This is a genomic window from Paenibacillus sp. (assembly GCF_035645195.1).
Classification (GTDB): Bacteria; Bacillota; Bacilli; order Paenibacillales; family YIM-B00363; genus Paenibacillus_AE.
Genome location: NZ_DASQNA010000010.1, coordinates 95,589 through 120,662 on the forward strand (window position 1 = coordinate 95,589; position 25,074 = coordinate 120,662).

The following is a 25,074-nucleotide window of genomic DNA, read 5'->3' on the forward strand; positions in this document are numbered from 1 at the left end:
CTTGAAGTCAAGAGGAGGATGAATCTCCATGATTTCGATCGGACAGGCGGCGGAAGCGGCCGGCCTTCGGCCGTCGGCGCTTCGCTATTACGAACAAGAAGGGCTGCTGCCTCCCGCTTCGCGGCAAGGCGGCAAGCGCATGTACGACCCGTCGATCGTCGGGCGCCTCGAAGTCGTGAAGCTTGCCCAGCGGTGCGGATTCCGATTGCCGGAAATCAAGCGGCTGCTCGACGGCTTCGACGCCAACACCCGGCCGTCCGAACGGTGGAAGCAATTGGCGACGGACAAAGAGCGCGAGCTGACGGAGCACATCCGCCAATTGACGGCGATGCGGAACCTGCTGCGCGAGAGCATGACTTGCGACTGTTTATCGTGGGAAGAGTGCTACGCGATTCTTCGTCCCGCGGCGGACGCGTAAAGGAGGCGGTTCGATGTTGATGGCGATCGCGTTGTTTGTGTTGGCGGGTGCGGCCGAAATCGGCGGGGGATATTTGGTGTGGCTGTGGCTGCGGGAGGCGAAGCCGCTCGGGTACGGCATCGCCGGCGGTTTGATTTTGGTCGCGTACGGCGTCATTCCGACGTTGCAAAGCTTCCCGGCGTTCGGACGTGTCTACGCGGCGTATGGCGGCGTCTTCGTCGTGCTGGCGGTGCTGTGGGGCTGGCTCGTCGACAAGAAACCGCCGGACTTGTACGACTGGATCGGCGCGGCGATTTGCCTCGTCGGCGTGTCGGTCATGCTGTGGGCGCCTCGCCCGTAGCGCAGGCGGACGGCGCCGGAAAATGCGGGCGCAGCGCCCGGCCGATCCGTTCGGACGCGCTGACCAGCGAAATCGCGCGTTTCGCCTCCCGAGCCGCGATCGGAACGCAGACGAGCCCCTGGCTCGTCAGCCGGCCGGCCGCCATGCGGGGAGCGAACGTAATGCCGGCGCCCGCCGCGACGTAGCCGAGGATGAAATCGCCGAACTGCACCTCCGATTTGATGCGCGGCTCGAGCCCTTCCGCCTCGATCAACGTCGAGATCAGCCGCCGCGTCGTGCAGCTCGGCGGATGGACGACGAGCGGCTCGGCGGCGATGTCGCGCATCGTGACGGACGCGCGTCCTTCGAACGGGTGCCCGGCGTACGCGACGACGACGTACGGCTCCTCGAACAACAGAGCGCTCCATTGCGACGCGTGGTGCGGCTGCCGCTCCAGCAGCGCGGCATGCGTTTCTCCGCGGGCGAGCATCCGCTCCAGCTCGTCGGACGTCTCGCGCACCTCCACGCGAACGCGAATGCCCTCGCCCTCCATAGCCAGGACGGCGCCAGGCAAATAATGCGCCGCGAGGCTCGGCAGCGCCCCGATCGTGTAATCGCCCCGGCCCGCGGCTGCGGCCGCGGCCGCTTCGATCGCCTTCAGCTCGGCGTATACGGGTACGAGGCGCTCGTAGACGAGACGGCCGGCTTCGGTCGGCTCCACGCCGCCGGGCGACCGGTGCAGCAGCCTGACGCCGTAATGCGCCTCCAGCGACTGGATTTGCTTGCTGAGCGCCGTATGCGACACGCGCAGCTCGGCGCTTGCCTTCGCCATGCTTTTCAGCCTTACGGCGGCCAAGAACGCCTCGATAAAGTGCAAGTTCACGGTTCCCCGCCCTTTCCCCGTCCGAACGGATCTTTCCTCCCACCTTACCAAAGCGAACCGCGGGATACAACCTTTGGTTGCACCCCCCCGCGAAAGGTGAAATTCCCGCCCTCGCCTCCGCGTACTACAATGAACCCATCTTGCAAAACCAAAGGAGATGACGTCATGAAAGTGAGCGTAATCGGTACGGGAAGAATGGGTTCGCGCCTCGCGAGGGCGCTCTCGCAAAGCAGCGGGAAAGAGGTGCTGTGGGGCTCGAGAGAACCCGAACGCGCCCGGAGGCTGGCGGAGGAGATGGAGCTGAGCGGCGTGCGGGCAGTCGACCCGCGCGAAGCGCTCGAGGCCGACGTCGTCGTGCACGCGCTCTGGTTCCGGGACGTCCTGCCGTGGGCGGAGGCGCATCGGGACGCGCTGGCAGGCAAAATCGTCGTCGACATCGTCAACCCGTTCAACGACGACTTCGACGATTATACGCTGCCCTGGGGCGCGTCGGCGGCGGAGGAGCTGCAGCGCGCACTGCCGCAGTCGCGCGTCGTCGGCGCCTTCAAGAACACGTTCTGGACCGTGTTCGACAAGCCGGTGCACGAGGGGCTGACGAGCGACGTGTACGTCACGTCCGACGACGAGGCGGCGAGGCGGACGGTGCTGGAGCTGCTGCGGGGTCTGCCGTTCCGGGCGCTGGACGCCGGCGCGCTGCGCAACAACCGCACGATCGAGCGGATGACGCTGTTCGAGCGCGAGATGGCGATTCGGCACGGCCATCCGGGCTACGTTTCGTTCCGGCTGTTCGGCGTGCCCGGTTGAGTTCGCCCCTGCCAAGAAGGGACGTTCGCCGGGATAAAGTCCCATGACGGCGGGACGGCCGCGTCTATATAATGCTGCTTGAGACGAAACGGCGGCCGCCCCGCAGGACGAGTTGAATCGCGGCACGTTTCTTGTTACGTTTTTGGTATTGAACATGAACATGAACGAACGACTTGGGTTCGACCGGCTTGGCCGCCGGCGTATCCGAAGGGGGGGCCAGCCATGACGCAGCGCCGCAGCGCCGTCCTCGGCAGAGGACTGGCAGCCGTCGTTTTCGCGCTGACCGCCTTCGTCTATTTCGCGGATCTTCCCTTGTACTACGACAAATTAACGATCGTCGCGGCGGAAGCCGACCATCCGCGTCTAACCCCGGAGTCCGCCGCGCAGCTTCGAACGCTGGGGCTTTCCCCTTTCGCCTTCGCCGGCTATTTCACCGCGTTGTCGATGCTGTTTTACGCGGTGTACGCCGGGGTGGCGGCCGCGCTGCTGCTCCGAAGGCCGAACGAATGGATGGCGGTGCTGCTGGCCGTCTGGATGTTGACGTTCGGCGCCTGGTTTCCGAACGGATTCGAGAGCCTGGCCGCCGCCTCCCCCGCATGGCGCCCGTTGACCGCCTTCATCGGGTTCGTCTCCACCGCGACGCTGTATTACGCGCTGCAATGGTTTCCGAACGGACGCTTCCAGCCGCGGTGGACGATATGGCTTCCGATCGCGGGCATCGCCGCGGATACGCTCGCCCGGTTCGCTCCGTGGCCGGAGCAGCCCCGGACTTGGGCGCTGGAGGCGCTGCTGTTCGCCGGCTGGGCGATTCCGTTCGCCGCCGCGCAGGTCGTCAGGTACCGACGGCATCTGTGCGCGGTCGAGAAGCAGCAGACGAAATGGGCGCTGCTGTCGATCGGCGCCAGCTTGGCGCTGCTCGCGGCGCTGCCGTTCGCCGGCGCCGCGTGGACGGGAATATGGATGGAGCTGTTCGGCAATACGGTCCTGTACGCCGCATTGATGGGCATTCCGGCGGCGGTGCTCGTCGCCATGATGCGCTACCGGCTGTGGGACATCGATCCCATCATCCATCGTACCCTGTTGTACGCCTCGCTCAGCGTCGCGCTGCTGCTCCTGTACATCGTGACGGTGTCCTATTTCGCCTCGCTGTTTCGCACCGAACAAAATCTGGCGATCTCCCTGCTCGCCACCGGCGTCGTGACCGTCGCTTTCCAGCCGCTGCGGCTTCGGCTGCAGCGGATCCTCAACCGGTTCATGTACGGCGACGCCGACGATCCGTATTCGGTGCTGACCCGGCTCAGCGGCCGGCTGGATCAGGCGCTCGCCCCCGGCGCCTCGCTCGCGGTCGTCGTCACGACGGTCCGGGAAGCGCTGAAGCTGCCGTACGCCGCCGTCGCGCTGGACGTCGCCGGGCGGCCGGTCGTCCTGGCCTCCTCGGGAGAGAAGGGACCGGATATCGCGAGCGTGCCGCTGCCGATGCACGGAGAACCCGAGGAGGTCGCCGGGAGGCTGGAGCTCGGCCGGCGGGCGGCCGGGGAGCCGTTCCGGCCGGCGGAGCGCATCGTGCTGGAGCAGATCGCGCGGCAAGCCGGGGCGCTTGCCCAGGCGATGCTTCTGAACGAACGGCTGCACGCTTCGAGAACGAAGCTCGTCAAAGCGCGGGAGACGGAGCGCCGAAGGCTGCGCCGCGAGCTCCACGACGCCATCGGGCCGGCGCTGGCGGCACAGCTGCTGAAAATCGGCGCCGCCCGGCATTACTTGGGGATCGACGAACGGGCGGCGGACCGGCTGCTCGCGCAAATCGAAACCGATATGGAGCGCGCCGTCGACGAAATCCGAAGGATCGTGTACGATCTGAGGCCGCCGACGCTCGACGAGTACGGTTTGCTTGCGGCCGTGCAGGAGCTGGTGCGCCCGTATACGCTGCCCCCCTTGCAGCTCGCCGTCCGGCTTTCGCTGCCGGACCGGCTGCCGCCGCTCGACGCCGCCGTCGAGGTGGCGGTGTATCGCATTTTGCAAGAGGCGCTGCATAACGTCGGCAAACACGCCCGGGCGACGAAGCTTCGCATTCGCCTAGAGCTGAAGGAGCAGCTCGAGCTGGAAATCGAAGACGACGGGGTCGGGGTCGACGCCGGCGGGCGCCGCGGATCGGGGCTCGGCCTCGCCTCGATGCGGGAGCGCGCGGAGGAGCTCGGCGGAACGTTCGACGTCGAGACCGGCGCGCCGGGCACGCGCATTCGCGTGCAGCTGCCTCGTCCGACCGCCGCGCAGGAAAGGAGCGGTATGCCGCATGACGATTAAAATCATTATCGCCGACGATCACCCGGTATTTCGCGAAGGGCTTCGTTCGCTGCTGTCCATCGACGAAGCGCTGGAGATCGCGGCCGAAGCTTCCGACGGAGAAGAAGCCGTCAAACTCGCCATGGAGCTCCGTCCCGACGTCGTGCTGATGGACATTCAGATGCCCGTCATGAACGGCATCGACGCCGCGCAGCGGATCGTCGCGCGGCTGCCGGGCGTCCGCGTCTTGATGCTGACGATGTACGACGACGACGACTCCGTCTTCAAAGCGATGCGAGCCGGCGCCAGAGGATATATTCTTAAAGGGGCTCGGCCCGAAGAGGTTATCCGCGCCGTCCGGGCGACCGCCGACGGGGAAGCCATCTTCAGTCCGTCCATCGCCGTCCGGTTTATCGAATACTTCCAGCTCGTGAAGCCGGCGGCGGCCGAAGCCGCCGCCCTGCTGCCGGAGCTGACGGAACGGGAGCTCGAAATCCTCGGACTCATCGCGAAAGGCATGAAAAACGCGGAGATCGCTTCTTCCCTGTACTTGAGCCCGAAAACCGTCCGCAACCATATCAGCAACATCCTGAGCAAGCTGCAGGTGGCGAACCGGGCGGAAGCGATTCTCCGCGCGAGAGATGCGGGGTTAGGCACGTAAACCGTCACTCCGAAACCCTCCCCAAAAAATAACCGGCAAGAAAGATCGTGACGATAACGACCGCATGGAACGCCGCCCACGCCCACCGCCCGTATTGGAACGCCTTCGCGGCGATGGGTTTCCTATGCTCCGGAGCGACGATGCGGCCGCCGACCCATTCGAACAGGAGCAAATACAGCCACCACCACGTATACGAGTCCCACGTATCCCACTTGAACTGATACCGGATCAGCTTCGTGGCTTGCAGCGCGAACACCTCGGCCAGTACGCCGAGGTGCACGATGCCCCAATAAAACGGAATTTTCCACGGCCAGCGCCGCGGGCTGTATCGAACGCCGAACATCGCCATCGCGGGGAACGCGGCGGTTACGGCGAGGAACGGCATCGGCGACAATTGCGGAAGCTCGCGGACCGGATATGCGTAAAAGCCCAGATTGACGAAAATGTAGCAGAGCGCGTTCGCTGCCGCGGCGCTGAGCAGAAACAGAAGCCCGTACTGCCTCCACTGCTTGCGGATGATCCAAATGCAGAAGCCGGCGCCGACCGCGATGCTCCCATATAAGATGATGTATTCCAACGCCCAGTTGAATTCCATGGCGACCCTTCCCTATTGACGGCAAACTTCTATCCAGTTTCTCCCATACTACCCCCTGCTATACCGTTCGGGAGGGCGGCGCCTCTTTTTTACGCAAACATTTTCCGATACAGCGCCTCCGCCAGTAAAAAGGAAATCGTCGACTCCACGCCTTGATTCAGGTTCGCCCCGTCTTCGGCCAAGCCGTCGCGGCAGCCGCCGTCCCGCTCGTCCGCCATGACCGCTCCGCCGTCGTTGTCGCCGCGAAACCATTCCCGGCACCGCACAGCGACGTCCCGATATTTCGGGCGCTCCGTCAGTTCGTACGCTTTGGCCGCCGCAAGCATCAGCTTCCAGACGTCGATCGGCTGCTGATCCCAATCCGCCCGTCGTCCCGGCACGCACCAGCCCCGGTTGCCGACCGGACGAATGCGGCCGTCGTCCGCGACCGTGAGGCCGATCAAGAAATCCAAGCTGTCCAACGCAGCCGCGAACGCGCTGTCGTTCCGTCGGACGTCGTACGCGCAGAGGAGGCCCCAAGGCATCAGGCCGTTGCTGTACGCGACGATCGGCTCGAACCAGCGCCAATCCGGCATGGCGGAGCCTCGGTACGCCTCGAGGAGCCGCCCCTCCAGCAGGGCGAGCTTCCGCTCCGCGTCCGCCGGATAGCCGCGCTTCGCCAGCAGGGCGGCCGCCGCGGCCGCGTACGCCCACCCCCGCGGGCTGACCATCTCGTCGACGCGCGTCAGCGCGCCCGCTACCAGCCGTTCAGCGGCAATCCGGCGGTCGGGGTCGTGCTCCAGCTTCGCGTACGCGAGCGCGCCCGCCCATAAGCACCGCCCCAAGCAGTCGTCGGACGGCGTCTCCGGCTCCGGCGACCGGTCGTAGGCGATGTTGTTATGGAAATGCCCGTCGTCCCGCTGCACCCAGAGCAGGAACGCCAAATACGTGTCGATTAAATCGTAAAGGAGATTCCGTTCGTCGTCCCCGGCGAGGTCGAGCCATTCCAAGCACGCCCAGAGCGCCCTTGCTTGGTCGTCCGCGCTGTATCCTTCCTTCCGGCGCGGAACGACGCCGAGCGCATGCTCGACGACGCCGACGTCGTCCGTCATTCGACGCAAGTGCCGGAACGGAATCGCACCGGGGAACGCTGCTCCGCTCATCGCCAGTCCCCCCTTCGGTTACGTCGCCTGCGTGACCGACCGCCGCGACGCCGCCATGCCGAACAGCTTCAGGTGCAACTCGCCGACCTTCGGCCAATGCATGCTTTCGCCGATCCGGCCGAGCTCGCGGGCGATCCGCTTGCGCCGTCCTTCGTCGGATAGGAGCGATATGACAGCCTCGGCCCATCGGGAGGCGTCGCCCGGCGGCAGCAGCAGCTCCGGATGGTCCGCGAGGATGTCCTTCGCGTACGCGTAAGGCGTGCTGAGCACCGGACGGCCGAGGCCGACCGCATACGCCAGCGTGCCGCTCGTAATTTGCTGCAGGCCGGGGTACGGCGTCGCGTACAGATCGCACGCGGAGAGCAGTCCGACCAATTCGTCCTCCTCCACGTACCGGTCGATCATGAGCACATGCCTCTCCACGCCGAGGCTCGCGATCAGCGCGCGCAGCTCCTCGCGGTACGCTTCGCCTTCGCGCTTGCGCACCTCTGGATGGGTTTGCCCGACGATCGCGTACAACAAGTTCGGCACGCGCCGGGCGGCTTCGGGCAGCGCGTGGATGACCGTCTCCAGCCCTTTGCCGCGGCTGAGCAGGCCGAACGTCATCATGACGTTCCGGTCCTGCCAGCCCCACTCCGCCCGCACCGCTTTGCGCTTGCCGGGCGCCGGCTCGGGCGTGCCGTGGGGCACGAACCACAGCTTCTCCTTAGGCGTGCCGAACGCTTCATGGAGATATTCCGCCGCCTTCCGATTCATGGCGAGCACGAGGTCGCTGCGGAGGGCGATGCGCTCCTGCACGCTGCGGTACGGTTCCTCGGGCTTCTCGAACACGGTATGGAACGTCGTCACGACGGGCTTCGTCAGCCGCTCCAGCAGCTCTAGGACAAAGTCCCCCGCCTCGCCGTCGAAGATGCCGAATTCGTGCTGCAGCGACACGACGTCGACATCGCTCCGGTTGAGCCGCTCCGCCATCTTCGCGTAGGCGTCGCGGTCGTCTTTCGGCAGCGTCCATACGGCGGGGTCAGAGAGCGGGGAGCGGTCCGCCGAAGGGCGAACCGCCACGACCGGATCGACCCCCTTCCATCCCCGCGCCCCGCGGACGGCTTGCCGCAGATGGTGGGTATATGTAGCGATGCCGCATTTCTGAGGCACGTACGTGCCGATATAAGCGATGCGCGTCATACGGATACCGCCTCTTTCATCCGGTTCACGACGGCCTCGAACAATATATGCTTGGAGCCGATTTCGGCGTCGTACCCGAACACGCATTGGTGAAGGCGCGCCCCCTGCCGGACGAGGCAGCGGTCCCACAAAATCGTCTCCGATACCCGCGCTTCGCCTAAGATGCGGCAATCGTCGCCGATGACGGCGTACGGACCGATGACGGCCCGGTCACCGATGCGCACCCGATCGCCGATAAGGACGGGCGGAATCAATAAGGCGCCGGAGCCGACGGAGCAATCGTTTCCAACCCATATGCCTTTCCCTCTTTCCTCCCCGAACAGCGGAATCGCAAGCTTGCGGTCCAGCATGTCCCAGTGCGCCTGCCGATATCGGTCCCGCGTCCCCATATCGAGCCAATACCCGCGCATCGGCATGCCGTACACGCCCTGGCCGGCTTCGATCAACGCCGGGAACGTCTCTCGCTCGATCGACACTTCCCGCCCCGGCGGAATGAACGAGAGCGCCTGCCGGTTCATCACGTAGATGCCCGCATTGATGAGCCGCGACGGCGCTTCCCCGCGCTTCGGCTTCTCCACGAACCGATGGATGCGCCCCGCGGACGTCCGTTCCACGACGCCGAATTGGGACGGGTCCTCGACCTCCGTGAGCCCGATCGTCACCGCCGCTCGGCGCTCCTTGTGAAACTCCAGCAGCGGCAGCAGTTCAATGCGCTGCACGACGTCGGCGTTCAGCGCAAGGAACGTATCGCCGAGCAGCGGCTCCGCGAGCTTGATCGCCCCGGCCGTGCCCAGCGCTTCCTCCTCCCGCGTATATTCGATGGACACGCCTAACCGGCTGCCGTCCCCGAAATGACGCTCGATATGCTCCGGATAGTGCTTCAAGGCGATGACGAATTCCCGAATTCCTTGCTCCTTCAATTGAAGCACAAGATGCTCGAGCCATGGGCGGTTGCCGACAGGTGCCATCGGCTTCGGCAGCTCCTCCGTCAACGGCCGCAGCCGGGTGCCCAAACCTCCAGCAAGCAGTAACGCCTTCATATCGCTTCTCCTCCTTTTTGCACAAAAAAAAGAAGTCTGTTCATGGCGAACTTTTCATCGGTCATGTGGTACCCATGAACGGCAAAAACTTCAGTCATCAACGACTTCTCTTATGAAAATGTGATTCGGCTCCTCCGCAAGGAGCGCCTCCATTTGCGCTTCAGCCACCGAAAGCTTCGACCGGAGCCGAACCAAAATCCCCTGAGCTCGCGGCGCGAGCCTGGCGAATCGGCGAGCGGAATCGCCGCCAACTTTCGGACTGCCAACGCCATCCCTCCCTAACGGTGTTAGCACTCACTGCCAACGTCTGCTAATAATATTCTAAAACAAACCTCCCTCCCCCGCTCAAGAAGGAAATTCGCCAAAAACCCCACAATTTCCCGGTTTAAGAATAAAATTTCTCCCGATTATGGGCTCTGTTTCAAGATTTCGTCGTTGCGCGCCCATGTCCAGGGGACGAGCGGCGGTCGACGCGCAGCAACAGCCAATATCCGAGCGTAAAAATCAACAAGACGGCGGAATGATTGTCCTCCTGCGCGGCGTTCCAGCGAATGACGGCGAAGACGGCGGCCACGGCAGCAGCAGCCGCCCACAACGGCAGCGATTTCGTTCGGACCGCGGTCGCCAGCAGCCAGATCGAAGCGGCCATCAACAGCGCCATCCCGACTGCCGACGGCACGACTCCTGCCGTATGGAGCGGCGAGTTCGCGATCGGGTCGCCGAACGATTCCACGATTTGGCCTGCGGCCAGCACCCACAGCCCGGCGACGTACAGCAGCCCGCCCATGCCGCCCCGGGGCCAAGCGCGAATCGACGCTCGCAAGCGAAGCCCGTGAACGGCCAGCGGCAGCAGCGGCAAGCCGAGCGTCCAATGCGCCGACGCGTGCGTATGCCGAACGAGTCCCGCGGCGACGAGCGCCGCGTCGACCGCCCACACGAGCGTCACGGCCGCCCATACCCAATTTCCCGTATCCCATCGTTTCACGATCGAGTTCCTCCTTCGTATCCCGGTTTCCGCTCCGTAAAGCGGCCTTCTCAAGTATAAAGGAGCTCCGTCAATATCGACCGCGGGATCCCTCGTGCATTTTGCGAAGATTGAACGAAGAAATTGCGAAGCAAGCATGATTCGCACGCGCCTACTCTTCGAGCGAAAGAAGGAAACCGGCTACGCGCGTTGAACTTTCAGTGTGCACGATAACAAGCAGCTTCGTTAACCGAGCAGTCTATCCCCCTTCTTTTTTGGCAGCGCTTTCCTTCACAGTCCCTATAAGTCTCTTAATTTTGGACATATGCATAGAAACGGCTCCGCCCGAAACGGAAGAAGCAAGCGCTTTCGCATTGCGGCCGAACTCCGAAGCTCGGCGCTTGCGGCAATGTTCAAATGTACAAAATAGGTCAGGTTGATGAAAACTCTCTCTCTCATTGTTAATATTATTTTAATACTTAACATTTTTAACTATTTCGTAACAGAGGATGAGATGTATGGATGAAGCGTTTCGCCTCGATTTACAAAGAGAAGTTGTTTATATAACGTCTAAAGCCGGCCAATTGCTTCATCGGTTTCAAATTCCGATGTGGTCTTGGAATCTTCTGACGGATACGATTATTTACTCGCCCGCCGTCGAGCAAATTTACGGGACCTCGTTTCGCGACTTCTGGGTCAAGAGCAATTATTCGGAGAAAGAGGAGACGCTGGAGTTTTCGCTGACCGGCCCGGACAAGCGCGTCCGCTGGTACCGCCAGCGCGTCATTCCCTTCTACAACGCTGACAACAAACTGGTCCAAATCGACGGTATGCTGACCGACATTACCGAACAACGTTCCGCCGAGGAGGAATTCGACGCGTTCCTCCAAACGCTGGTGAGAATGAACCCGAACCCGGCATACGCGATCGGGTTGGACGGGAAGTTCACGGAGGCGAACCGGGCGGCGGAAGAGTTGACCGGGTATTCCCGGGACGAGCTGCTGCAGATGTCCTGCATCCAGCTGCTGACCGGCGTCAGCGCGGAGGCGGCCGTATCGGAAATCCAGCGGCTGGCGTCGGAAAAGACGACGCTTATCGGCGACATCTCGATCATCCATCGATCGAAGCACGCGTTCTCCGTCAATAACGCGCTCGTTCCTCAGGTGCGCCGGGGACACGTCATCGGAATCGTGGGCTTCGTCCGAGGGGAACCGCTTTCGCCAGGCGTGCGGCATTGGAACGACGACGCCGATCTCGCGGAGGAGCGCAACCCGTATTCCTTCCTCTGGGTCGAAATTACCGATCGGCTCGCGCCGGGGAAAGTGCTGCATTGCGACAAGGCGTTCGCGGCCGCGCTCGGCCTATCGTCCGAGGAGCTGGCGCAGCTGACGTGGAAAGAGCTCGTCGCCGATGGCAGCCTGCCGCTGTTCCGGCAGAAGCTGGGGCGCCTGTTCGACAAAGGGTCGATGTCGTGCCGCCTCGAATACGCCGCGGGCAAAACCGGGACGAAGATCTTGACGAAAAATTACTGCATGCTTTCGTACAGCGGAGGCAAACGCGCCATCTGCATCGTAACGAAAGTCGTCGACGCGGCCGAACGGCCGACGGCGGACCATAAACACGATCCAGGGCGCAAACTGCGGATGATCATGGCGGAGCGAAACATTTCCACTAACGCTTTGTCGGAAATGACAGGTCTGTCCCGCGGCACCATCTCCAACTTGAAAAGCGGGAAAATCGGCAAGCCGCACCGATTCACGCTCCGGGTCATCGCCGACGCGCTGAACATCGACGTAACGGAGCTGCATTGAGCACACGCCGGGCGTAACCCTTAGCCAAAGAAGCTCTCGGAACCGTCCGAGAGCTTCTTTTCGTACTCGACCGCAATTTCTTCAGAACGCCGCTTCGCATTTCTCCGGAAAATATTGTACGAACGCGCTCGCCGGCGCCGGCTTGCCGAAAAAAAATCCCTGCACGTCGAAGCACCCTAGCTCCTTAAGCAATTCCAACTGTTCCTCGGACTCGACGCCTTCCGCGACAACCTTGTACTCCAATATGTTCGACATGGAGATGATCGTGTTCACGATGGCCAAGTCGCTGCGGCTGCGCGTAATGTCTTGGACGAACGTCTTATCGATCTTGAGCGTATCGATCGCGATTTTCTTCAACGAGCTCAACGAAGAATACCCCGTTCCGAAATCGTCGATCGCGATCTGGATGCCGATATGCTTCAAATCCTCGATGCGCCTCATCGTTCGTTCCACCTGGCGGTAAGCGACCGTCTCGGTAATTTCCAGACATAAATATTGCGGGTCGAGTCCCGCCAGCTGCAGCGCCTGGTACACGACGCCGACCAAATTCGCCTGTTCGAACTGCTTCATGGAGAAATTGACGGCGATCGGGATGCTGTCGTAGCCGGCGTCCTGCCACGCTTTGTTTTGCCGGCACGCCGTCCGCAGCACCCAATTCCCGATCGGTACGATCAAGCCGGAATCTTCCGCGACCGGCACGAATTCCGCGGGCGATACGGAGCCGAGCCGAGGGTGATTCCATCGAAGCAGCGCCTCTACGCCGACGATGCGTCCCGTGCTCGCGTTCACCTGGGGCTGATAGTGCAGTTCGAACTGCTGATTGACGAGCGCCTTCCGCAGCTCATGCTCGATATCGACTTTACGCTGCATTTCGATGTTCAGGTTCGAGCTGTAAAACTGGAAGTGATGCTTGCCCCGCTCCTTCGCATGGTTCATTGCGGAATCCGCATGCTTCAACAGCGTATCGAAGTCGATGCCGTCGTTCGGCGACATGCTGATGCCGACGCTGACCGTGACGTACACGTCCTGGCCGTCGACCGCGATCGGATCCGAGAACGCGCCGATGATCCGCCTCGCCACTTCCGCCGCGTCGTCCATGCCGGACGCTTGCTCCAGCAGAACGACGAATTCGTCTCCCCCGTATCGGAAAATATGCCCTTTCTCGGGGACGACGTCTTGGAGCACGCCGGCGATTTCCTTCAGCACGAGATCGCCGAACCGGTGCCCTTTCGTATCATTGATCATCTTGAAACGGTCCACGTCCAAAGACAATACGGCGAACGGCTTGCGCCGCCGCGTCGAACGCTCCAGCATCTCTTCGAAACGAACATTCAACAGGTTTCGGTTCGGCAGCCCTGTCGCAGGGTCGTAATGCGACAGCTGCGCAAGCTCCCTCGCCGTCTGTTCTTTATACCGGTGTAAGCGGGACTCGCTTTCCTTCAGCCGCCGCTCCATCGCCCGCGCTTCCTCCAACAAGGCGCTTTCGCGCCGCAGCCGCCCGGTCAGTAAGCAAATGTAAGCAAAACTTATGCACTGGGCGGCGATCAGCACCGCCTCCGCCCGACCCGCGCCGGGCGCCGACAGTCCCGCTCCGAACCCGAAGCCGACGGCGATGACCAGCGCGATGGCCAGCTCGTTTCTTTTCATGCGTCATTCCCCTTTACTGTCTACGCCTCTAGCCTTGCACCAGCGACGCCGCGTCCAAGATCAAGGCCACTCGGCCGTCGCCCAATATGGTGGCGCCCGCGATCCGTTCGTTCGCCCCGACGTAAGCGCCCAGCGACTTGATGACGACCTCCTGATTTCCGATCAGTTCGTCCACCGCGATCGCCGCCCGCCTGTCCCCATGTTGGACGACGACGATTGGAACGGTAGCTTTCTCGCTTCTCGCTTTCGACAGATGCAGCAGCTGGTGGAGCCGCACGACAGGGATTACGCGGCTGCGAAGAACGATCGTTTCTTCCCCATGCATGCTGTGAATGTCCCCCGGAGACGCTCTCACGATTTCGGAGACGGCTCCCATGGGGATGATGAAGGTCGAACCGCCGGATTTCACCAGCAATCCGGTAATAATGGCCAGCGTGAGCGGCAGCTTGATCCGGAACGTCGTCCCCCGGTCGATGGCCGTATCGATCTCGATGGACCCGTTCAGGGACTGGATCTGGCTCCGTACGATATCCATGCCCACGCCCCGCCCCGACACGTCGCTGACGACCTCCGCGGTCGAAAATCCGGGTTCGAAGATCAGCTTGACGGCGTCCAGGTCGGACAAGCCGTCGGCTTTCGTTTCCGAAATCAAACCCTTGCGAACCGCGGACCGTTTGACTTTCTCCGGATCGATGCCCGCCCCGTCGTCCTCCACCAGCACGTTAACGCTGTTATCTTCGTGGAATGCGCGGATGCGCAGCGTTCCCGCCGGGTCCTTCCCTTTCCGCCGCCGCTCCTCGGGCGTTTCGATGCCGTGATCGAGCGCGTTGCGGATCAAATGGATCAGCGGGTCTCCGATGTCGTCGATGAGCGTGCGATCCAGCTCCGTGTCGCCGCCCTCGATCTGGATGCGCACCTCTTTCCCGAGCGTTACCTCCAAATCGCGAACCATCCGCGGAAATCTATTGAAGACGTGCTCGATCGGAAGCATGCGCAGCTTCATGACGTTCTCTTGCAGATCGCCGATCGCTCTCGTCAAGTGGTCGTTGATTTGACCCAAATCCTCCACGGCGGGCTCCGTCCTGCATATTTGTTTCAATGTCTTGTACGCCCTGCGGATGCGGGTTTGCTCAATGACGAGCTCGCCGACCAAATTCATCAGCTCGTCCAGACGCTCGACGCTGACGCGAACCGTCTGCGTGCGCGCCTTCCCCTTGACGGAGGGCTCCGGTTCTCCGCCCGCCTGCGGCACGTCCGGGGCGGCGCCGGATCGCGCCGGCGGCGCTGCCGCCGCCTCGACCCGGACGGATGAGACATCCGTCAGCGACAGCGCGAACCGCTCCGCCTCTTCCGGCGGCATGTCCGTTTCGATCGTCAGGCGGAGCCGCCCCGGGAACGATTCGTCCAGAGCGTCGAGGGCAGGCGACATCTCGACCACCTTCGCCCATTCGTTCAACTCCCGATGGATAATCATCGCCCGGACGGTTTTCATTTCGCAATCCGCTCGGATGTCGATATGCAGCCGATACTCCCGCGGCGCGCCCGCCTCCTCGGCGGCGGAACGGTCGGGCGCAGGCTCGACGCGCGGCTGTTCCGCGAATCGCCTCAACGCTTCGACGAACGACTCTACGTCGACGCCGCCCGGTTCGACTTCCCCCGCGAATTCGTCCGTCAGCAGCTTCAAGCGGTCCAGCCCGATCAACAGCAGCGTGATCAAATGCTTCGTCACCGGGAGCTCTCCGCTCCGGATTCGATCCATGACGCTCTCCATCTCGTGCGTCAAATCCCGCGTCCGGTTCAGGCCCAGCGCGGCGGAGGAGCCCTTCAGCGTGTGCGCGGCCCGGAACAGCCGCTGAATCGCCTCGTCGTTGGCCCCGCCCGGCGCGAGACGCAAAATTTCCGCTTCCATGACTCGAATTTGATCTTCCGCTTCTTCCAAATACACATCCCTGTACTGCCCTATGTCGAACATTCGGTCCGCTCCTTCCGTCAGCGAACCAACAGCTGGTCCAGCTTCAGAATGCCGACCAAGCCCGCCGGCGTAAACCCGATGCCCGCAAAGAAAGCCCCGTTCAACGTTCCGACCCTGTCCGGAGGCGGCTGAATTTCCGAGAACGTGATGACCTTGTTCACCTGATCGACGATAACGCCGACGGTGTCCTCCCGGTGATTGACGACGACGATGCGGGACGCCTTGGTGCTTTCCTCCTCCGGCAGATGAAACAAGTATCGCAAGCTGACGATGGGGACGATTTTCCCCCTTAAATTTATAACGCCTTTCACGTACGGCTTGGAGTTGGGGATTTCCGTCACCGTCTGCATCTTGATGATCTCGTGAATGTCGCGAATATTTAATGCGTATTTGGCGTTCCCGACGCCCATTTCGACATATTGCTCCCGGGTTGCGGCCGCTTCCATGCTCCCACCAAGCCTTTCCGTGAATTCGTTCGTGCGCACGAGCCCGCGCTTCGCCGCGTCAGTCGACCTTGAAGGCCGCGACCAGCGAATTGAGCTCTTCCGCGAGCTGCGCGAGCGACTGCGAAGAAGAAGCGGTCTCTTCGGCGGCCGCGGCCGCTTGTTCGCTGGCGGCGGCGACGGTCCCGACCGCCGTCAGCACCTCGGCCGACTGAGCGGCCTGTTCCTCGCTCGCGGCGGCGATTTCGACGACCTTCTGCGAAGAGTCGTTGACCATGCGCAGGATGCTCCGGAACGCGTCGCCGGTCTGTTCCGTAAGGACGACGCCCTCCGAGACGGCTTCGAAGCTCTTTTGCGTGTTGCTCTGCATCCCTTTGATGATCGCGGAAATTTGCTTCGTCGCTTCGCCGCTTCGCTCGGCGAGCTTGCGAACCTCGTCCGCGACGACGGCGAAGCCTCGCCCTTGCTCGCCCGCCCGCGCCGCTTCGATCGCCGCGTTCAGCGCGAGCAAATTCGTCTGCTCGGCGATGTCGTCGATCACTTCGATGATGTCGCCGATCGTATTGGAGTCGTTCACGAGCAGCAGCACTTGTTCGTTCACGCGGTTCATGCCTTCGACGGAACGCGTCACGATTTCGCCGCCCTGCTTCGCCGCCGCTTCGGTTTCGTTCGCCAGCTCGGCGGCTTCTTCGGCGCGCTTCGCCACCGCGTGCACGGCGGCGCCCAGCTCCTGCAGCAGCTCGTTCATCGTTTGCACGGAATTCGCTTGATCGCTGCTGGAGCTCGCGACCTCTTCCGTGCCGGCGGAAATTTGCTGCGCCGCCGCGGCGACGTTGTGCGCCGCCCCCGCCACCTGCCAGACCAGCTTTTGGAGGTTCGAGCTCATCTCGTTCACGGCGGCCGCGAGGCGGCCGATTTCGTCCTTCGTATCGATCGCCAGCTCGACTCGCAAGTCGCCGCCGGCCACCTTGCCGACCGCCTCGACGACGAGCCGCAGCGGGCGGGCGATCAGCTGCGCGATGCCGTAGCCGAGAACGGCGCTGACCGCCAAGGCGATCGCGATGACGACGATCATCGTCGTTCGCGTCGACGCATAGATTTCGTTCGACTCCCGGTTCGCCTCTTCGGCGTAGTGCACGTTCGTTTCGATAATGGAAGTCATAATCCCGCGAACTCCGCTCGCGAATGCGTCGAACGTTTCCAATTCGGACGCGAATCGTTCGGCGTCGCCGGAGAGGTTCGTGTCGACAAGCTGCGCGTACCGCTCCTTGTATTCGCCCCACCGCTCGTCGAACGTTGCCAGCAGCTCCTTCTCCTCGTCCGTGATGTTCGCGCCGCGGTAGGCGCTCATCCGCTCCTCAAGAACCGCGATCTCCTTCTCGGCCTCTTGCGCGAGCGCCTCCTTCTCCGACCGAGAATCGGCGATCAGCTCCATGTCTCTTATGTACAGCCTCGTCCGTAGGAAGGACAGCTGCGCTTGCGACATATGATCGACCGCCGCCGTGTCTTCGTACGTGTCGCTAATCATGTTGTTGAAATGGTTTAAATTCAGCAACCCGTAAACGCCTACGAACACCAGAAGAACGGCCACGATCCCGAAAGAGGCGGTCAGCTTCGCCGAAGCGTTCAAATTCAGCACCCATCTTGGCATGGTCTAAAATCCTCCTATTGCATGATGTGTTCCGATTGCTGCCGGTTCGCCGAAGCCTTGCGCGCGAAGGTAAAGATTAGCAAATCCGGCGCGTCTTATGGGCGATTGTAATATATTCCATACAAATTCATGGAACCCGGTTGAATCGCTTACAATAATGGTTTGCTAACGAATCCGCCGGTTGACATCGTTTTCTTTCGCCAAAAAAAAGATTAATGTACATAACAATAATTGTCGTTAATGATCAAGCTCCATAATAGATCCGAACAGTTCGCGTTTCGGGCGGTGCCGGATTCGAGGCGCGGAGACGGAGCTGCAATTTTGCCATTTGATCAATATCCGCGTGAATCGCATGGTCTGAAATCGTTTGCTCGGTTGGCGTTTGTTACTGTTTTGTGTCAACACGGGACGATCCGAAGTCCGGCCGATTTTTAAATATTTTGTAAATCGTTCCTTGATTTTGGGTTTTATCGGCAAATAAAACAGAAAGACCCGAACGCTTCGCGCGTTCGGGCCCTTCGATCGTTACTCTTTCGCTTTGGGTGCGGGCTTCGTCATTTTCTTGTACCCGAATCCCGTATCGGCCAACACCGGGAGACTTTTCATGCTGCGCTCCATCGGAGACTGGCATTGGGAGCATGTCGGCACTTCGTCGAACGAATATTCGTCCCGCATCCATCCGTTGCAGCCGTCGTTCGTGCAAGACCAGATTGCCGTGTCCGCGTAGGGAACTTCCTCGGCCGGCTTCTTCCTAGAATTATACATGGCGAACCTCCGCGCCCGTCTCCATTCAAGACACCCTCCGTCGGGCTGACACCCATATTTTACATGCACATTTGGCCAAATATACCATAGCGCCGCCTTAATCGCAAACCAGCGCCCTCCTCCGCGAACGGACAAGGTCAGGGAGCGAGCCGCCTCCGCACGCGCACCGTCCGCGCCGCGTCGTTCCAATCGGCTGTTCCGTTCAGCTGCTCGGTGACGAAGCGGATCGGCACGAACGTGACGCCGCGGACGATGCGGGGCGGAACGTCGATCCGTCGGGTCTCCCCGTTCACCGCGACGGCCGTGTTGTCCGGTCTGAGCACGATGGAGAGCCCTTCTTCCGAAATCGCGATCGTCCGCGCCTCGCCGTCCCAATCGACCCGCGCGCCCAGATGCTCCCCGATGAACCTGAGGGGCAGCATCGTGCGGCCGCCTTCGATATACGGCGCCTCCAGCATCGAGACGGCCGTACCGTCGACGAGCGCCCTTCTGCTGCCGATCGTCAGCGTAATATCTCTCAGCGGCCGCTCCTCGACGGCAGGCTCGGGCGCGGGCGGTTCCTCCGGGGGCGCCTCGGGCTCCTGAGGGCTAATATTTTCCGGCGGCGGCGCCTCCTGCGCCGCCGTCAGCGCCGTGCCTGGGTAGTAGAAGCTTAATATTTCTTCGAAACCGAAGCCCGCCTCCGCCATTCGCCTCGTCCCTTCTTGGCTCATTCCGACGGCGTGGCCGAAGCCGCGGCCCGACATCGTGAAGGCCGTATCGTCCGAAGCGACCGGGTCGATCAAGTAGCTGCGAATCAGGCTCGCGCCGATCATCGCCCGGATGCGCTGCGCGGTCGCATCTTGGAACCGGACCTCGTGCAGCCGAAGAGCCCCGGTTTCGTCCCTGCTCCCTTTCATGACGAACGTGACGGCGATGCTCCCCCGGATGGCGCGCCCGCCCGACGTGCGAACGTCCGAGACCGACAGCTCCGGCACGGACACGATCTTCACGTCTCCGCTCGCGTAGCCGTTGCGGACGAGCCATGTTTTAAGATTGGCGGCGATCGTCGGATCGGCCTCCTTCGCCTCCGCCCACCAGGCGTCCGGATTGGACAAGTCTCGACCCGTCAAATCGATCTGCGTCTTCCGTATGCGGAAGCTCCACGGCAGCACGGGGTCGTACGGATCCGACTGGATCGGCAAGTACGGAAGCGGATCGCCGCCCCAGACGTTCGCGTTCGATTCCGTCAGGCCGCCGTTGCTGGCCGAATACAGCGTCTCGGCTAGGGCGTCGCGGTACATCAGCAGGCGCCCCCGCGTTTCGTTCACCGCCCGCGTCGCGTTCGGCTGCCAGCGATACCCTGCGTACACTTGGTAATTGATCGAATCGTCGATGACCGATCGGCTGCGGGCCGCGGCATACGTCCGCGCCGCGACCGCCTGCACCTTGAGAGCTTCCAGGGGCCAGAAGTCCGGCATTTCGTACGGAACGACCCCCTTCAGGTAGTCCTCAAGCGGCAGCGTATTGACCGGCCGGACGAAGCCGCCCTCCGCTCTGCATACGACGGTGCCGAGATAGGGGCGCTGATTCAGGACGACGTAATTGCTTGTGCCGTATACGGTCGGCGCGAACGTCACCGACGGCGCCGCCATAACGCGCGCCGCGCCTTCGTACACGGCGATCTCCCCGTTCTCCGCGCGCAGGCGGTACGACGCATTCGCCGGCGCCGCCATGCCGTTCACCGTACACGAACCGACGACGTTCAACTGCAGCTCCGCGACGTTCCCCAAATAATTGATCAGCTTGACGGAAATGTTCGCCGCGGCCGAGTAGGGGCGGTACCGGCGCACCTCCGAATCGTGGCGGACGGCCAAGGAGGCGACGCCGACGGCGAGAATGACGGCCGCCAGCGCCGCAATACGGTATGCGCTTCTGATGTCGATCACCTCACCCCTTACTATTCCTTACTTTCCCGAAAATCCTTCATCGGGCGGCGGAATGTGCGCATGTCCGCGGCCGGGGTAGGTTGGCGCACTTCCCGCGGAACGCTCCGTTGAATAGGATGCTTATAGCTTGTCAGGAAAGGAGGGAATTCTATGACCGTATATCGAGCGCTCCTGCTCGGCCGCAACGAGGTGCCTCCGGTCGCGACGCCGGCCTTTGGCACCGCCGTCTTCCATTACGATGAGGCCAACCGGCGCATTCGCTTCCGTCTCGAAGTGCAGAACATCTCCCGCATGACGCAAGCGCATATCCATCTGGGTCGCCCCGGTCGGAACGGACCGGTCGTCGCCTTCTTGTTCGGCCCGTCCGCGTTCGGCATCTCGACCGGCCGCGGCGTCGTCCGCGGAACGCTGACGGCCCGCAATCTCGTCGGACCGCTGCAAGGACGGACGATCCGCGACCTCGTGCGCGAGCTGAACAACGGCAACGCGTACGTGAACGTGCACACCGTGCAGCGGCCCAACGGCGAAATTCGCGGCCAAATCCGCCGCTCCGTCATCCGCTGACCGAAGGTTCCCCGCGGCGCAGCCAATGAAGGCCGCCTCTCGCTCTCGGCGAAAGGCGGCCTTATCTTCGGCGCGAAGTCACTGTCCGCGCCGCTCCTGCTGCTCCTGATACCTTCCGCGTCATTCCGCCGCGTACCCGAACGCGTTCTTGCCGGTCCCTTTCACCTTGTACATGGCCATGTCCGCTTTGCGCACCAGCTCCGCGGGCTCCCCGCCGTCCCGAGGGTACAAGCTGATGCCGATGCTGACCGAGAGGCGCACGCACGCGCCGTCGACCTCGAATGGCCGTTCCAGCGCCTTCACGAACTTCTGCGCGATGACCGCCGCATCCCGCTCCCCCTTCAGCTGGCTCAGCACAACGATAAACTCGTCTCCGCCCAGCCGGGCGATCGTGTCGCTGCTGCGGATGCACCCCTTGAACCGCTGCGCCGTTTCCCTCAGCACCTTGTCCCCGTACTCGTGTCCGAACGCGTCGTTAATTTCTTTGAATCCGTCCAGGTCGAGGAACATGACCGCCAGTTTGTCCCCGTTCCGCTGCGCGTAGCTGATCGCCCAAGCGAGCCTGTCGTTGAAATACAGCCGGTTCGGCAGCTCCGTCAGCGAGTCGTGAAGAGCGAGATGGCGGTTCACCCGCTCGGCGTTCCGCATTTCGTTGAACTCGACTTCCATCTCCCGGATCAAATTCTTCAGCTTGTACACCCGGTCGTACATGTTCGTCATATCCGTAATTTGAATCAGCGCATAGCTCGCGTCGGCTTCGTACAGCGGTTCGACGTGCATGTTCTGCCTGCTGACGTGGTCGTCCGGCGCGTCCTTCGGCAGGACGAACGCCTTGTGGAGCGTGCCGGAGCAAAAGCGGCTTTGCCCGTGATACAGCGCGTTGACCACGATATCCGCGTACGCTTTCGTTTGGAATTTTGGACATACCGAAGGCAGGCTCAGCCCGACGACTTCGTCCCTTTTCCTCCCCGTATACCGCTCCAGCCATCGATTCCAAACGACGATGTTCATTTCGCGATCTACGATCATAACCCCGACATTCGTTCGGTCCAACGCTTGGGAAACCAAACTATCCACGGTGGTCCTCCAGTACGGCATCGATTTTGCTGAGCAGCGTCGCGATAGAGTTCATGCTCAGCGCGATAATGATAACCCCTTTCACCTTCGTTTCGGCCAGCGAGAACGACGTGTGCAAGATAAGCACATACAGCTCGTTTTGCATAATGGCGCTCTGGTCCGCGGTCGAGACGAAGACGAGCTCGATGTCGGGCAGCGTATATTCCAGCTTCAACCCAAGGAAGTTCCCGAATTCCCCGACGATCGCGTTCAAAATCACGTTGCTGATTTCTTTGAGCACATCCAAATCGGTATCCATCAGACGGATCGATTCCTCGTCCGCTTCTTCCGCCACTTCGCCGAGGCAAACGCTCACGAGCAGCTTCGCCTGATGCGCGGGAAACAGCAGCGAAGCTTTCCCGCTGAACTCGCGGCCGAACTTCAGCGACGAGCTGATGACGTGCCCTTCGCTGAAAAACACCTTAAACCGCTGATCGGAAGGGTTCATGTCCGCGAGCGACAGCAGCTCGACCTCCGGAATGTTCAGCACGATACGCTGCTGGACCATCTCCGACAGCATGTGGGCGGCTTGGCCGACGTAGACGTTCACCAGCTCGGTCAGAACATCCTTCTGCAGCTCATTCAGCATGACGCGCCTCCGCGATGAGCCGAACGAGCAGCTCCGCCTTCTCCCCCGTCACCGGCTTGTTGACGAAGCCTTGGATGCCGAGCTGTTCGATCTCGTCGCGCGTCGCCTTCTGCACGTCGGCCGAGATAACGATCACCTTCGTATCGGCGTCGGTCTCCCGGATTTTCTGCAGCAGCTCTTGTCCGCTCAAGCCGGGCATCAATAAATCCGTCAGAATGAGATCCGGACGATGTTCCTCGTACAGCCGGTAGCCGGTCTCCCCATTGCTCGCGACAATGACCTCTACGTCGGGATAATGATCTGTAACGACCCGGCGCGTCATATTTTGAACGAACATCGAATCTTCCACGATCAGTATTTTCATGAAGTCTTATCCCCTTGGAATTATTGTCCTATCCTTTTTATCGTCACATCTTGGAAAATTAGTAATATAAAATAGCTGGAATTGGATAGAAAATATTTGTTAATTCAGGACTATTTTAATATTTTACATTCGTGATTCATAGGACCTTAGATTTACTTTCCGACATTGTTCGTCTTAACCATCTATTTTACGACATCATTCTGATACTTTACTGAAACCATCGGCCTAACCGGGCCAAAAAAAAAGGATGCCGCGGAAAATTCCGCGGCATCCTGCGCGCCAATCGATGGTTTAAGCTTGCTTATTCGGCCACGTTCCGACGAACTCCGGTTCGTCATAATCGTAGTAGTCTTGCAATATGACATCGCGGTCGTCGAGAAACAGCTGGTCCGCTACGGCGGACACGATGCGCGGGATGCCGAATTTCATGCCCGACAGCGCGGAAGCCGAAACGCCGCAGCTGATCAAGGCGGAGTAACTGAAGGAGAACAGGCCGTGGAGCCGCCGCCGCCCCGGTTCGTCCCGGCTGACGAACGCGAAGCCGGGCGTCAAGTACGGATGCGCGTCGATCGTCGGATTCGCGAGCTCGGCCGGCGCCCGATACACGTCCCTCCATCGGGCGATATGGCTCTCGACCAGGCGCAGCTCGGGCCGGAGCGCGGGGTCGGTGAGGAGCCCTGTGCTGACGATGAGGAAATCGAATTCGTACTCGCCTTGCGGCGTCTCGACTGCGGCGCCCGCGCCCGACGGCTTCACGCGCAGCCACGGCTCCCCCAGGTGGAGGTTGAATCCGGGCTGTGCGGCCGCCCGCTCGAACGTATCGTTCGTCGGCGGCTGATTGTTCGCGAAGAAATGGACCATTACCGCGTATTTATCGGCGTCGGGCAGCGCCGGATACCGCTCGATCATGCCCGAAGCTTCCATCTTGCGGATCGGGTTGACGCGCGGCAGCTCTTTGCGTCGGACGAACACGCGCGCTTCCGCCACGCCTTCCCCGAGCGCAAACTGAGCGTTGTCGAACGCCGAGGCGCCGCCGCCTAAGATGCCGATCCGCTTGCCCTTCAGCTTCTCGAAGTCGATGCGCTCCGACGTGTGCGCGTAGAGGCTGCGCGGCAGATGATCCGCGATCATCGAAGGCACGTGCCATTCCCCGCCGCCTTGAATGCCGGTGGCGAGCACGACCTTGCGCGCCAGCAGCATCGGCGCGGGCGCCCCCGCTCCTTCGAGATGGAGCCGATGGGCGCCGTCCCCCGCGGGCTCGATCAAGGCGAGCTTCGTTTCGTTCGCTACGGGCAGCCGGAGCACCTTCCGGTACCACCGCAAATAGTTCATCCAATCGCCGCGCGGAATTTTCCCGATCCGCTCCCAGCCCTCCGGGCCGTGCTGCGCCTCCCACCACGCGCGGAACGTCAGCGACGGAACGCCGAGGTCGATGGAGGTCAGATGCTTCGGCGTCCGCAGCGTCACCATGCGCGCATACGTTTCCCAAGGCCCCTCCCAGCCTTCGGGGTTTTCGTCGATGACTAGGATGTTCGAGATTCGCTCCCTGAGCAAGCCGAAGGCGATGCCCAAGCCGCTCTGCCCGCCGCCGACGACGACAACGTCGTACACGTGCCCTTCGGGCCGGGTTCGCGGACGAACCCAATTCGCCCCGGCGAAAGCCAAATAGGCCAGATCCGTTCGCACCCGTTCGTTCAAAGCTTCCAACGTCATCGAATCATTCCCTTCGCCGAACTTCCGTTTAACCCCCAATGTATCGCTTCCTCCGCGCCGTGACAATCGGGCGGCGCAAGGTTTGTCATCGCCGCTGAATTTTCGCCCCGTTCCTTGTTCTCCGTCACACATTCGCTTACGCGCCGGGCCGGCTCCGGAGCGACAAGAAAAGCCGCGCCTCGGTCGGAGAAGACCGGTGCGCGGCGGAACGCCGAAACGTACG

23 protein-coding genes are annotated in these 25,074 nt (G+C 61.9%); 7 read left to right on the forward strand and 16 right to left on the reverse strand.

Annotation, left to right across the window (positions count from 1 at the left end):
• Positions 1 to 28: 28 nt before the first annotated feature.
• Both VE009_RS04775 and VE009_RS04780 read left to right on the forward strand, forming a co-directional pair.
• Positions 29 to 418, forward strand: coding sequence for a MerR family transcriptional regulator (locus VE009_RS04775; RefSeq protein ID WP_325006266.1), 390 nt, complete (start codon positions 29 to 31; stop codon positions 416 to 418).
• Positions 419 to 431: 13 nt separating this feature from the next.
• Positions 432 to 758 carry a YnfA family protein gene (locus VE009_RS04780; protein WP_325006267.1) on the forward strand — a complete coding sequence of 109 codons (327 nt, stop codon included), beginning with the start codon at positions 432 to 434 and terminating at the stop codon, positions 756 to 758.
• On the opposite strand, the gene VE009_RS04785 is transcribed toward VE009_RS04780, so the two are convergent.
• Positions 733 to 1,620, reverse strand: a complete 888-nt coding sequence (locus VE009_RS04785) for a LysR family transcriptional regulator (protein WP_325006268.1) — start codon at positions 1,618 to 1,620, stop codon at positions 733 to 735. The two genes, VE009_RS04780 and VE009_RS04785, sit on opposite strands and share 26 nt — an antisense overlap.
• Before the next feature lie 165 nt (positions 1,621 to 1,785).
• Between VE009_RS04785 and VE009_RS04790 the strand changes: the two genes are divergently transcribed.
• From VE009_RS04790 to VE009_RS04800, 3 genes are all read left to right on the forward strand, one after another.
• Entirely contained in the window at positions 1,786 to 2,424 is a 639-nt protein-coding gene (locus tag VE009_RS04790; protein WP_325006269.1) for an NADPH-dependent F420 reductase, read from the forward strand.
• 222 nt (positions 2,425 to 2,646) lie between these two features.
• Complete coding sequence (locus VE009_RS04795) at positions 2,647 to 4,725, forward strand: sensor histidine kinase (protein ID WP_325006270.1); 2,079 nt, start codon at positions 2,647 to 2,649, stop codon at positions 4,723 to 4,725.
• Entirely contained in the window at positions 4,715 to 5,365 is a 651-nt protein-coding gene (locus VE009_RS04800; RefSeq protein ID WP_325006271.1) for a response regulator transcription factor, read from the forward strand. The genes VE009_RS04795 and VE009_RS04800 overlap by 11 nt, the downstream gene beginning before the upstream one ends.
• A 4-nt stretch (positions 5,366 to 5,369) precedes the next feature.
• On the opposite strand, the gene VE009_RS04805 is transcribed toward VE009_RS04800, so the two are convergent.
• The 5 genes from VE009_RS04805 to VE009_RS04825 all read right to left on the reverse strand — a co-directional run bounded on the left by VE009_RS04805 (position 5,370) and on the right by VE009_RS04825 (position 10,309).
• A complete protein-coding gene (locus VE009_RS04805) occupies positions 5,370 to 5,960 on the reverse strand; it encodes a CBO0543 family protein (RefSeq protein WP_325006272.1) in 591 nt (196 codons plus the stop codon).
• Positions 5,961 to 6,049: 89 nt separating this feature from the next.
• Complete coding sequence (locus VE009_RS04810) at positions 6,050 to 7,102, reverse strand: glycosyl transferase (protein ID WP_325006273.1); 1,053 nt, start codon at positions 7,100 to 7,102, stop codon at positions 6,050 to 6,052.
• An 18-nt stretch (positions 7,103 to 7,120) separates the two neighbouring features.
• On the reverse strand, positions 7,121 to 8,284 hold the full coding sequence (locus VE009_RS04815) for a glycosyltransferase family 4 protein (protein WP_325006274.1): 1,164 nt from the start codon (positions 8,282 to 8,284) through the stop codon (positions 7,121 to 7,123).
• Positions 8,281 to 9,324 (reverse strand): NDP-sugar synthase, encoded by a 1,044-nt coding sequence (locus tag VE009_RS04820; protein WP_325006275.1) that lies wholly within the window; start codon positions 9,322 to 9,324, stop codon positions 8,281 to 8,283. Before VE009_RS04820 ends, VE009_RS04815 begins: the two co-directional genes overlap by 4 nt.
• A gap of 421 nt (positions 9,325 to 9,745) precedes the next feature.
• Entirely contained in the window at positions 9,746 to 10,309 is a 564-nt protein-coding gene (locus VE009_RS04825) for a hypothetical protein (protein WP_325006276.1), read from the reverse strand.
• Between the two features lie 497 nt (positions 10,310 to 10,806).
• On the opposite strand from VE009_RS04825, the gene VE009_RS04830 reads away from it, so the two are divergent.
• Positions 10,807 to 12,099, forward strand: a complete 1,293-nt coding sequence (locus VE009_RS04830; RefSeq protein WP_325006277.1) for a PAS domain S-box protein — start codon at positions 10,807 to 10,809, stop codon at positions 12,097 to 12,099.
• Positions 12,100 to 12,180: 81 nt separating this feature from the next.
• Here the strand turns inward: VE009_RS04830 and VE009_RS04835 are convergent, their stop codons facing one another.
• The 6 genes from VE009_RS04835 to VE009_RS04860 form a co-directional block, all read right to left on the reverse strand.
• Entirely contained in the window at positions 12,181 to 13,746 is a 1,566-nt protein-coding gene (locus VE009_RS04835; RefSeq protein ID WP_325006278.1) for a putative bifunctional diguanylate cyclase/phosphodiesterase, read from the reverse strand.
• Positions 13,747 to 13,774: 28 nt separating this feature from the next.
• Complete coding sequence (locus tag VE009_RS04840; RefSeq protein ID WP_325006279.1) at positions 13,775 to 15,718, reverse strand: chemotaxis protein CheA; 1,944 nt, start codon at positions 15,716 to 15,718, stop codon at positions 13,775 to 13,777.
• Positions 15,719 to 15,735: 17 nt separating this feature from the next.
• Entirely contained in the window at positions 15,736 to 16,164 is a 429-nt protein-coding gene (locus VE009_RS04845; protein WP_325006280.1) for a chemotaxis protein CheW, read from the reverse strand.
• Positions 16,165 to 16,222: 58 nt separating this feature from the next.
• Positions 16,223 to 17,812 carry a methyl-accepting chemotaxis protein gene (locus tag VE009_RS04850; protein WP_325006281.1) on the reverse strand — a complete coding sequence of 530 codons (1,590 nt, stop codon included), beginning with the start codon at positions 17,810 to 17,812 and terminating at the stop codon, positions 16,223 to 16,225.
• Between the two features lie 525 nt (positions 17,813 to 18,337).
• Positions 18,338 to 18,577, reverse strand: a complete 240-nt coding sequence (locus VE009_RS04855; RefSeq protein WP_325006282.1) for a cold-shock protein — start codon at positions 18,575 to 18,577, stop codon at positions 18,338 to 18,340.
• 137 nt (positions 18,578 to 18,714) lie between these two features.
• On the reverse strand, positions 18,715 to 20,505 hold the full coding sequence (locus tag VE009_RS04860; RefSeq protein ID WP_325006283.1) for a SpoIID/LytB domain-containing protein: 1,791 nt from the start codon (positions 20,503 to 20,505) through the stop codon (positions 18,715 to 18,717).
• 150 nt (positions 20,506 to 20,655) lie between these two features.
• On the opposite strand from VE009_RS04860, the gene VE009_RS04865 reads away from it, so the two are divergent.
• Positions 20,656 to 21,069 (forward strand): CHRD domain-containing protein, encoded by a 414-nt coding sequence (locus VE009_RS04865; RefSeq protein WP_325006284.1) that lies wholly within the window; start codon positions 20,656 to 20,658, stop codon positions 21,067 to 21,069.
• Positions 21,070 to 21,189: 120 nt separating this feature from the next.
• On the opposite strand, the gene VE009_RS04870 is transcribed toward VE009_RS04865, so the two are convergent.
• The 4 genes from VE009_RS04870 to VE009_RS04885 form a co-directional block, all read right to left on the reverse strand.
• Positions 21,190 to 22,146 carry a sensor domain-containing diguanylate cyclase gene (locus VE009_RS04870; protein ID WP_325006285.1) on the reverse strand — a complete coding sequence of 319 codons (957 nt, stop codon included), beginning with the start codon at positions 22,144 to 22,146 and terminating at the stop codon, positions 21,190 to 21,192.
• Positions 22,139 to 22,774, reverse strand: coding sequence for a chemotaxis protein CheC (locus tag VE009_RS04875; protein ID WP_325006286.1), 636 nt, complete (start codon positions 22,772 to 22,774; stop codon positions 22,139 to 22,141). Before VE009_RS04875 ends, VE009_RS04870 begins: the two co-directional genes overlap by 8 nt.
• Positions 22,764 to 23,138 carry a response regulator gene (locus VE009_RS04880; protein WP_325006287.1) on the reverse strand — a complete coding sequence of 125 codons (375 nt, stop codon included), beginning with the start codon at positions 23,136 to 23,138 and terminating at the stop codon, positions 22,764 to 22,766. Before VE009_RS04880 ends, VE009_RS04875 begins: the two co-directional genes overlap by 11 nt.
• A 291-nt stretch (positions 23,139 to 23,429) precedes the next feature.
• The gene (locus tag VE009_RS04885) at positions 23,430 to 24,851 is read right to left on the reverse strand and encodes an FAD-dependent oxidoreductase (protein WP_325006356.1); all 1,422 of its coding nucleotides are present in this window, start codon (positions 24,849 to 24,851) and stop codon (positions 23,430 to 23,432) included.
• Between the last annotated feature and the right edge of the window lie 223 nt (positions 24,852 to 25,074).

Excerpts from the sequence above, each read along its gene's own strand:
- VE009_RS04775 (WP_325006266.1), top strand. The coding sequence starts at position 29 with ATGATTTCGATCGGACAGGCGGCGGAAGCGGCCGGCCTTCGGCCGTCG.
- VE009_RS04780 (WP_325006267.1), top strand. The coding sequence starts at position 432 with ATGTTGATGGCGATCGCGTTGTTTGTGTTGGCGGGTGCGGCCGAAATC.
- VE009_RS04790 (WP_325006269.1), top strand. The coding sequence starts at position 1,786 with ATGAAAGTGAGCGTAATCGGTACGGGAAGAATGGGTTCGCGCCTCGCG.
- VE009_RS04795 (WP_325006270.1), top strand. The coding sequence starts at position 2,647 with ATGACGCAGCGCCGCAGCGCCGTCCTCGGCAGAGGACTGGCAGCCGTC.
- VE009_RS04800 (WP_325006271.1), top strand. The coding sequence starts at position 4,715 with ATGACGATTAAAATCATTATCGCCGACGATCACCCGGTATTTCGCGAA.
- VE009_RS04805 (WP_325006272.1), bottom strand. The coding sequence starts at position 5,960 with ATGGAATTCAACTGGGCGTTGGAATACATCATCTTATATGGGAGCATC.
- VE009_RS04810 (WP_325006273.1), bottom strand. The coding sequence starts at position 7,102 with ATGAGCGGAGCAGCGTTCCCCGGTGCGATTCCGTTCCGGCACTTGCGT.
- VE009_RS04815 (WP_325006274.1), bottom strand. The coding sequence starts at position 8,284 with ATGACGCGCATCGCTTATATCGGCACGTACGTGCCTCAGAAATGCGGC.
- VE009_RS04820 (WP_325006275.1), bottom strand. The coding sequence starts at position 9,324 with ATGAAGGCGTTACTGCTTGCTGGAGGTTTGGGCACCCGGCTGCGGCCG.
- VE009_RS04830 (WP_325006277.1), top strand. The coding sequence starts at position 10,807 with ATGGATGAAGCGTTTCGCCTCGATTTACAAAGAGAAGTTGTTTATATA.
- VE009_RS04835 (WP_325006278.1), bottom strand. The coding sequence starts at position 13,746 with ATGAAAAGAAACGAGCTGGCCATCGCGCTGGTCATCGCCGTCGGCTTC.
- VE009_RS04840 (WP_325006279.1), bottom strand. The coding sequence starts at position 15,718 with ATGTTCGACATAGGGCAGTACAGGGATGTGTATTTGGAAGAAGCGGAA.
- VE009_RS04845 (WP_325006280.1), bottom strand. The coding sequence starts at position 16,164 with ATGGAAGCGGCCGCAACCCGGGAGCAATATGTCGAAATGGGCGTCGGG.
- VE009_RS04850 (WP_325006281.1), bottom strand. The coding sequence starts at position 17,812 with ATGCCAAGATGGGTGCTGAATTTGAACGCTTCGGCGAAGCTGACCGCC.
- VE009_RS04855 (WP_325006282.1), bottom strand. The coding sequence starts at position 18,577 with ATGTATAATTCTAGGAAGAAGCCGGCCGAGGAAGTTCCCTACGCGGAC.
- VE009_RS04865 (WP_325006284.1), top strand. The coding sequence starts at position 20,656 with ATGACCGTATATCGAGCGCTCCTGCTCGGCCGCAACGAGGTGCCTCCG.
- VE009_RS04875 (WP_325006286.1), bottom strand. The coding sequence starts at position 22,774 with ATGCTGAATGAGCTGCAGAAGGATGTTCTGACCGAGCTGGTGAACGTC.
- VE009_RS04880 (WP_325006287.1), bottom strand. The coding sequence starts at position 23,138 with ATGAAAATACTGATCGTGGAAGATTCGATGTTCGTTCAAAATATGACG.
- VE009_RS04885 (WP_325006356.1), bottom strand. The coding sequence starts at position 24,851 with ATGACGTTGGAAGCTTTGAACGAACGGGTGCGAACGGATCTGGCCTAT.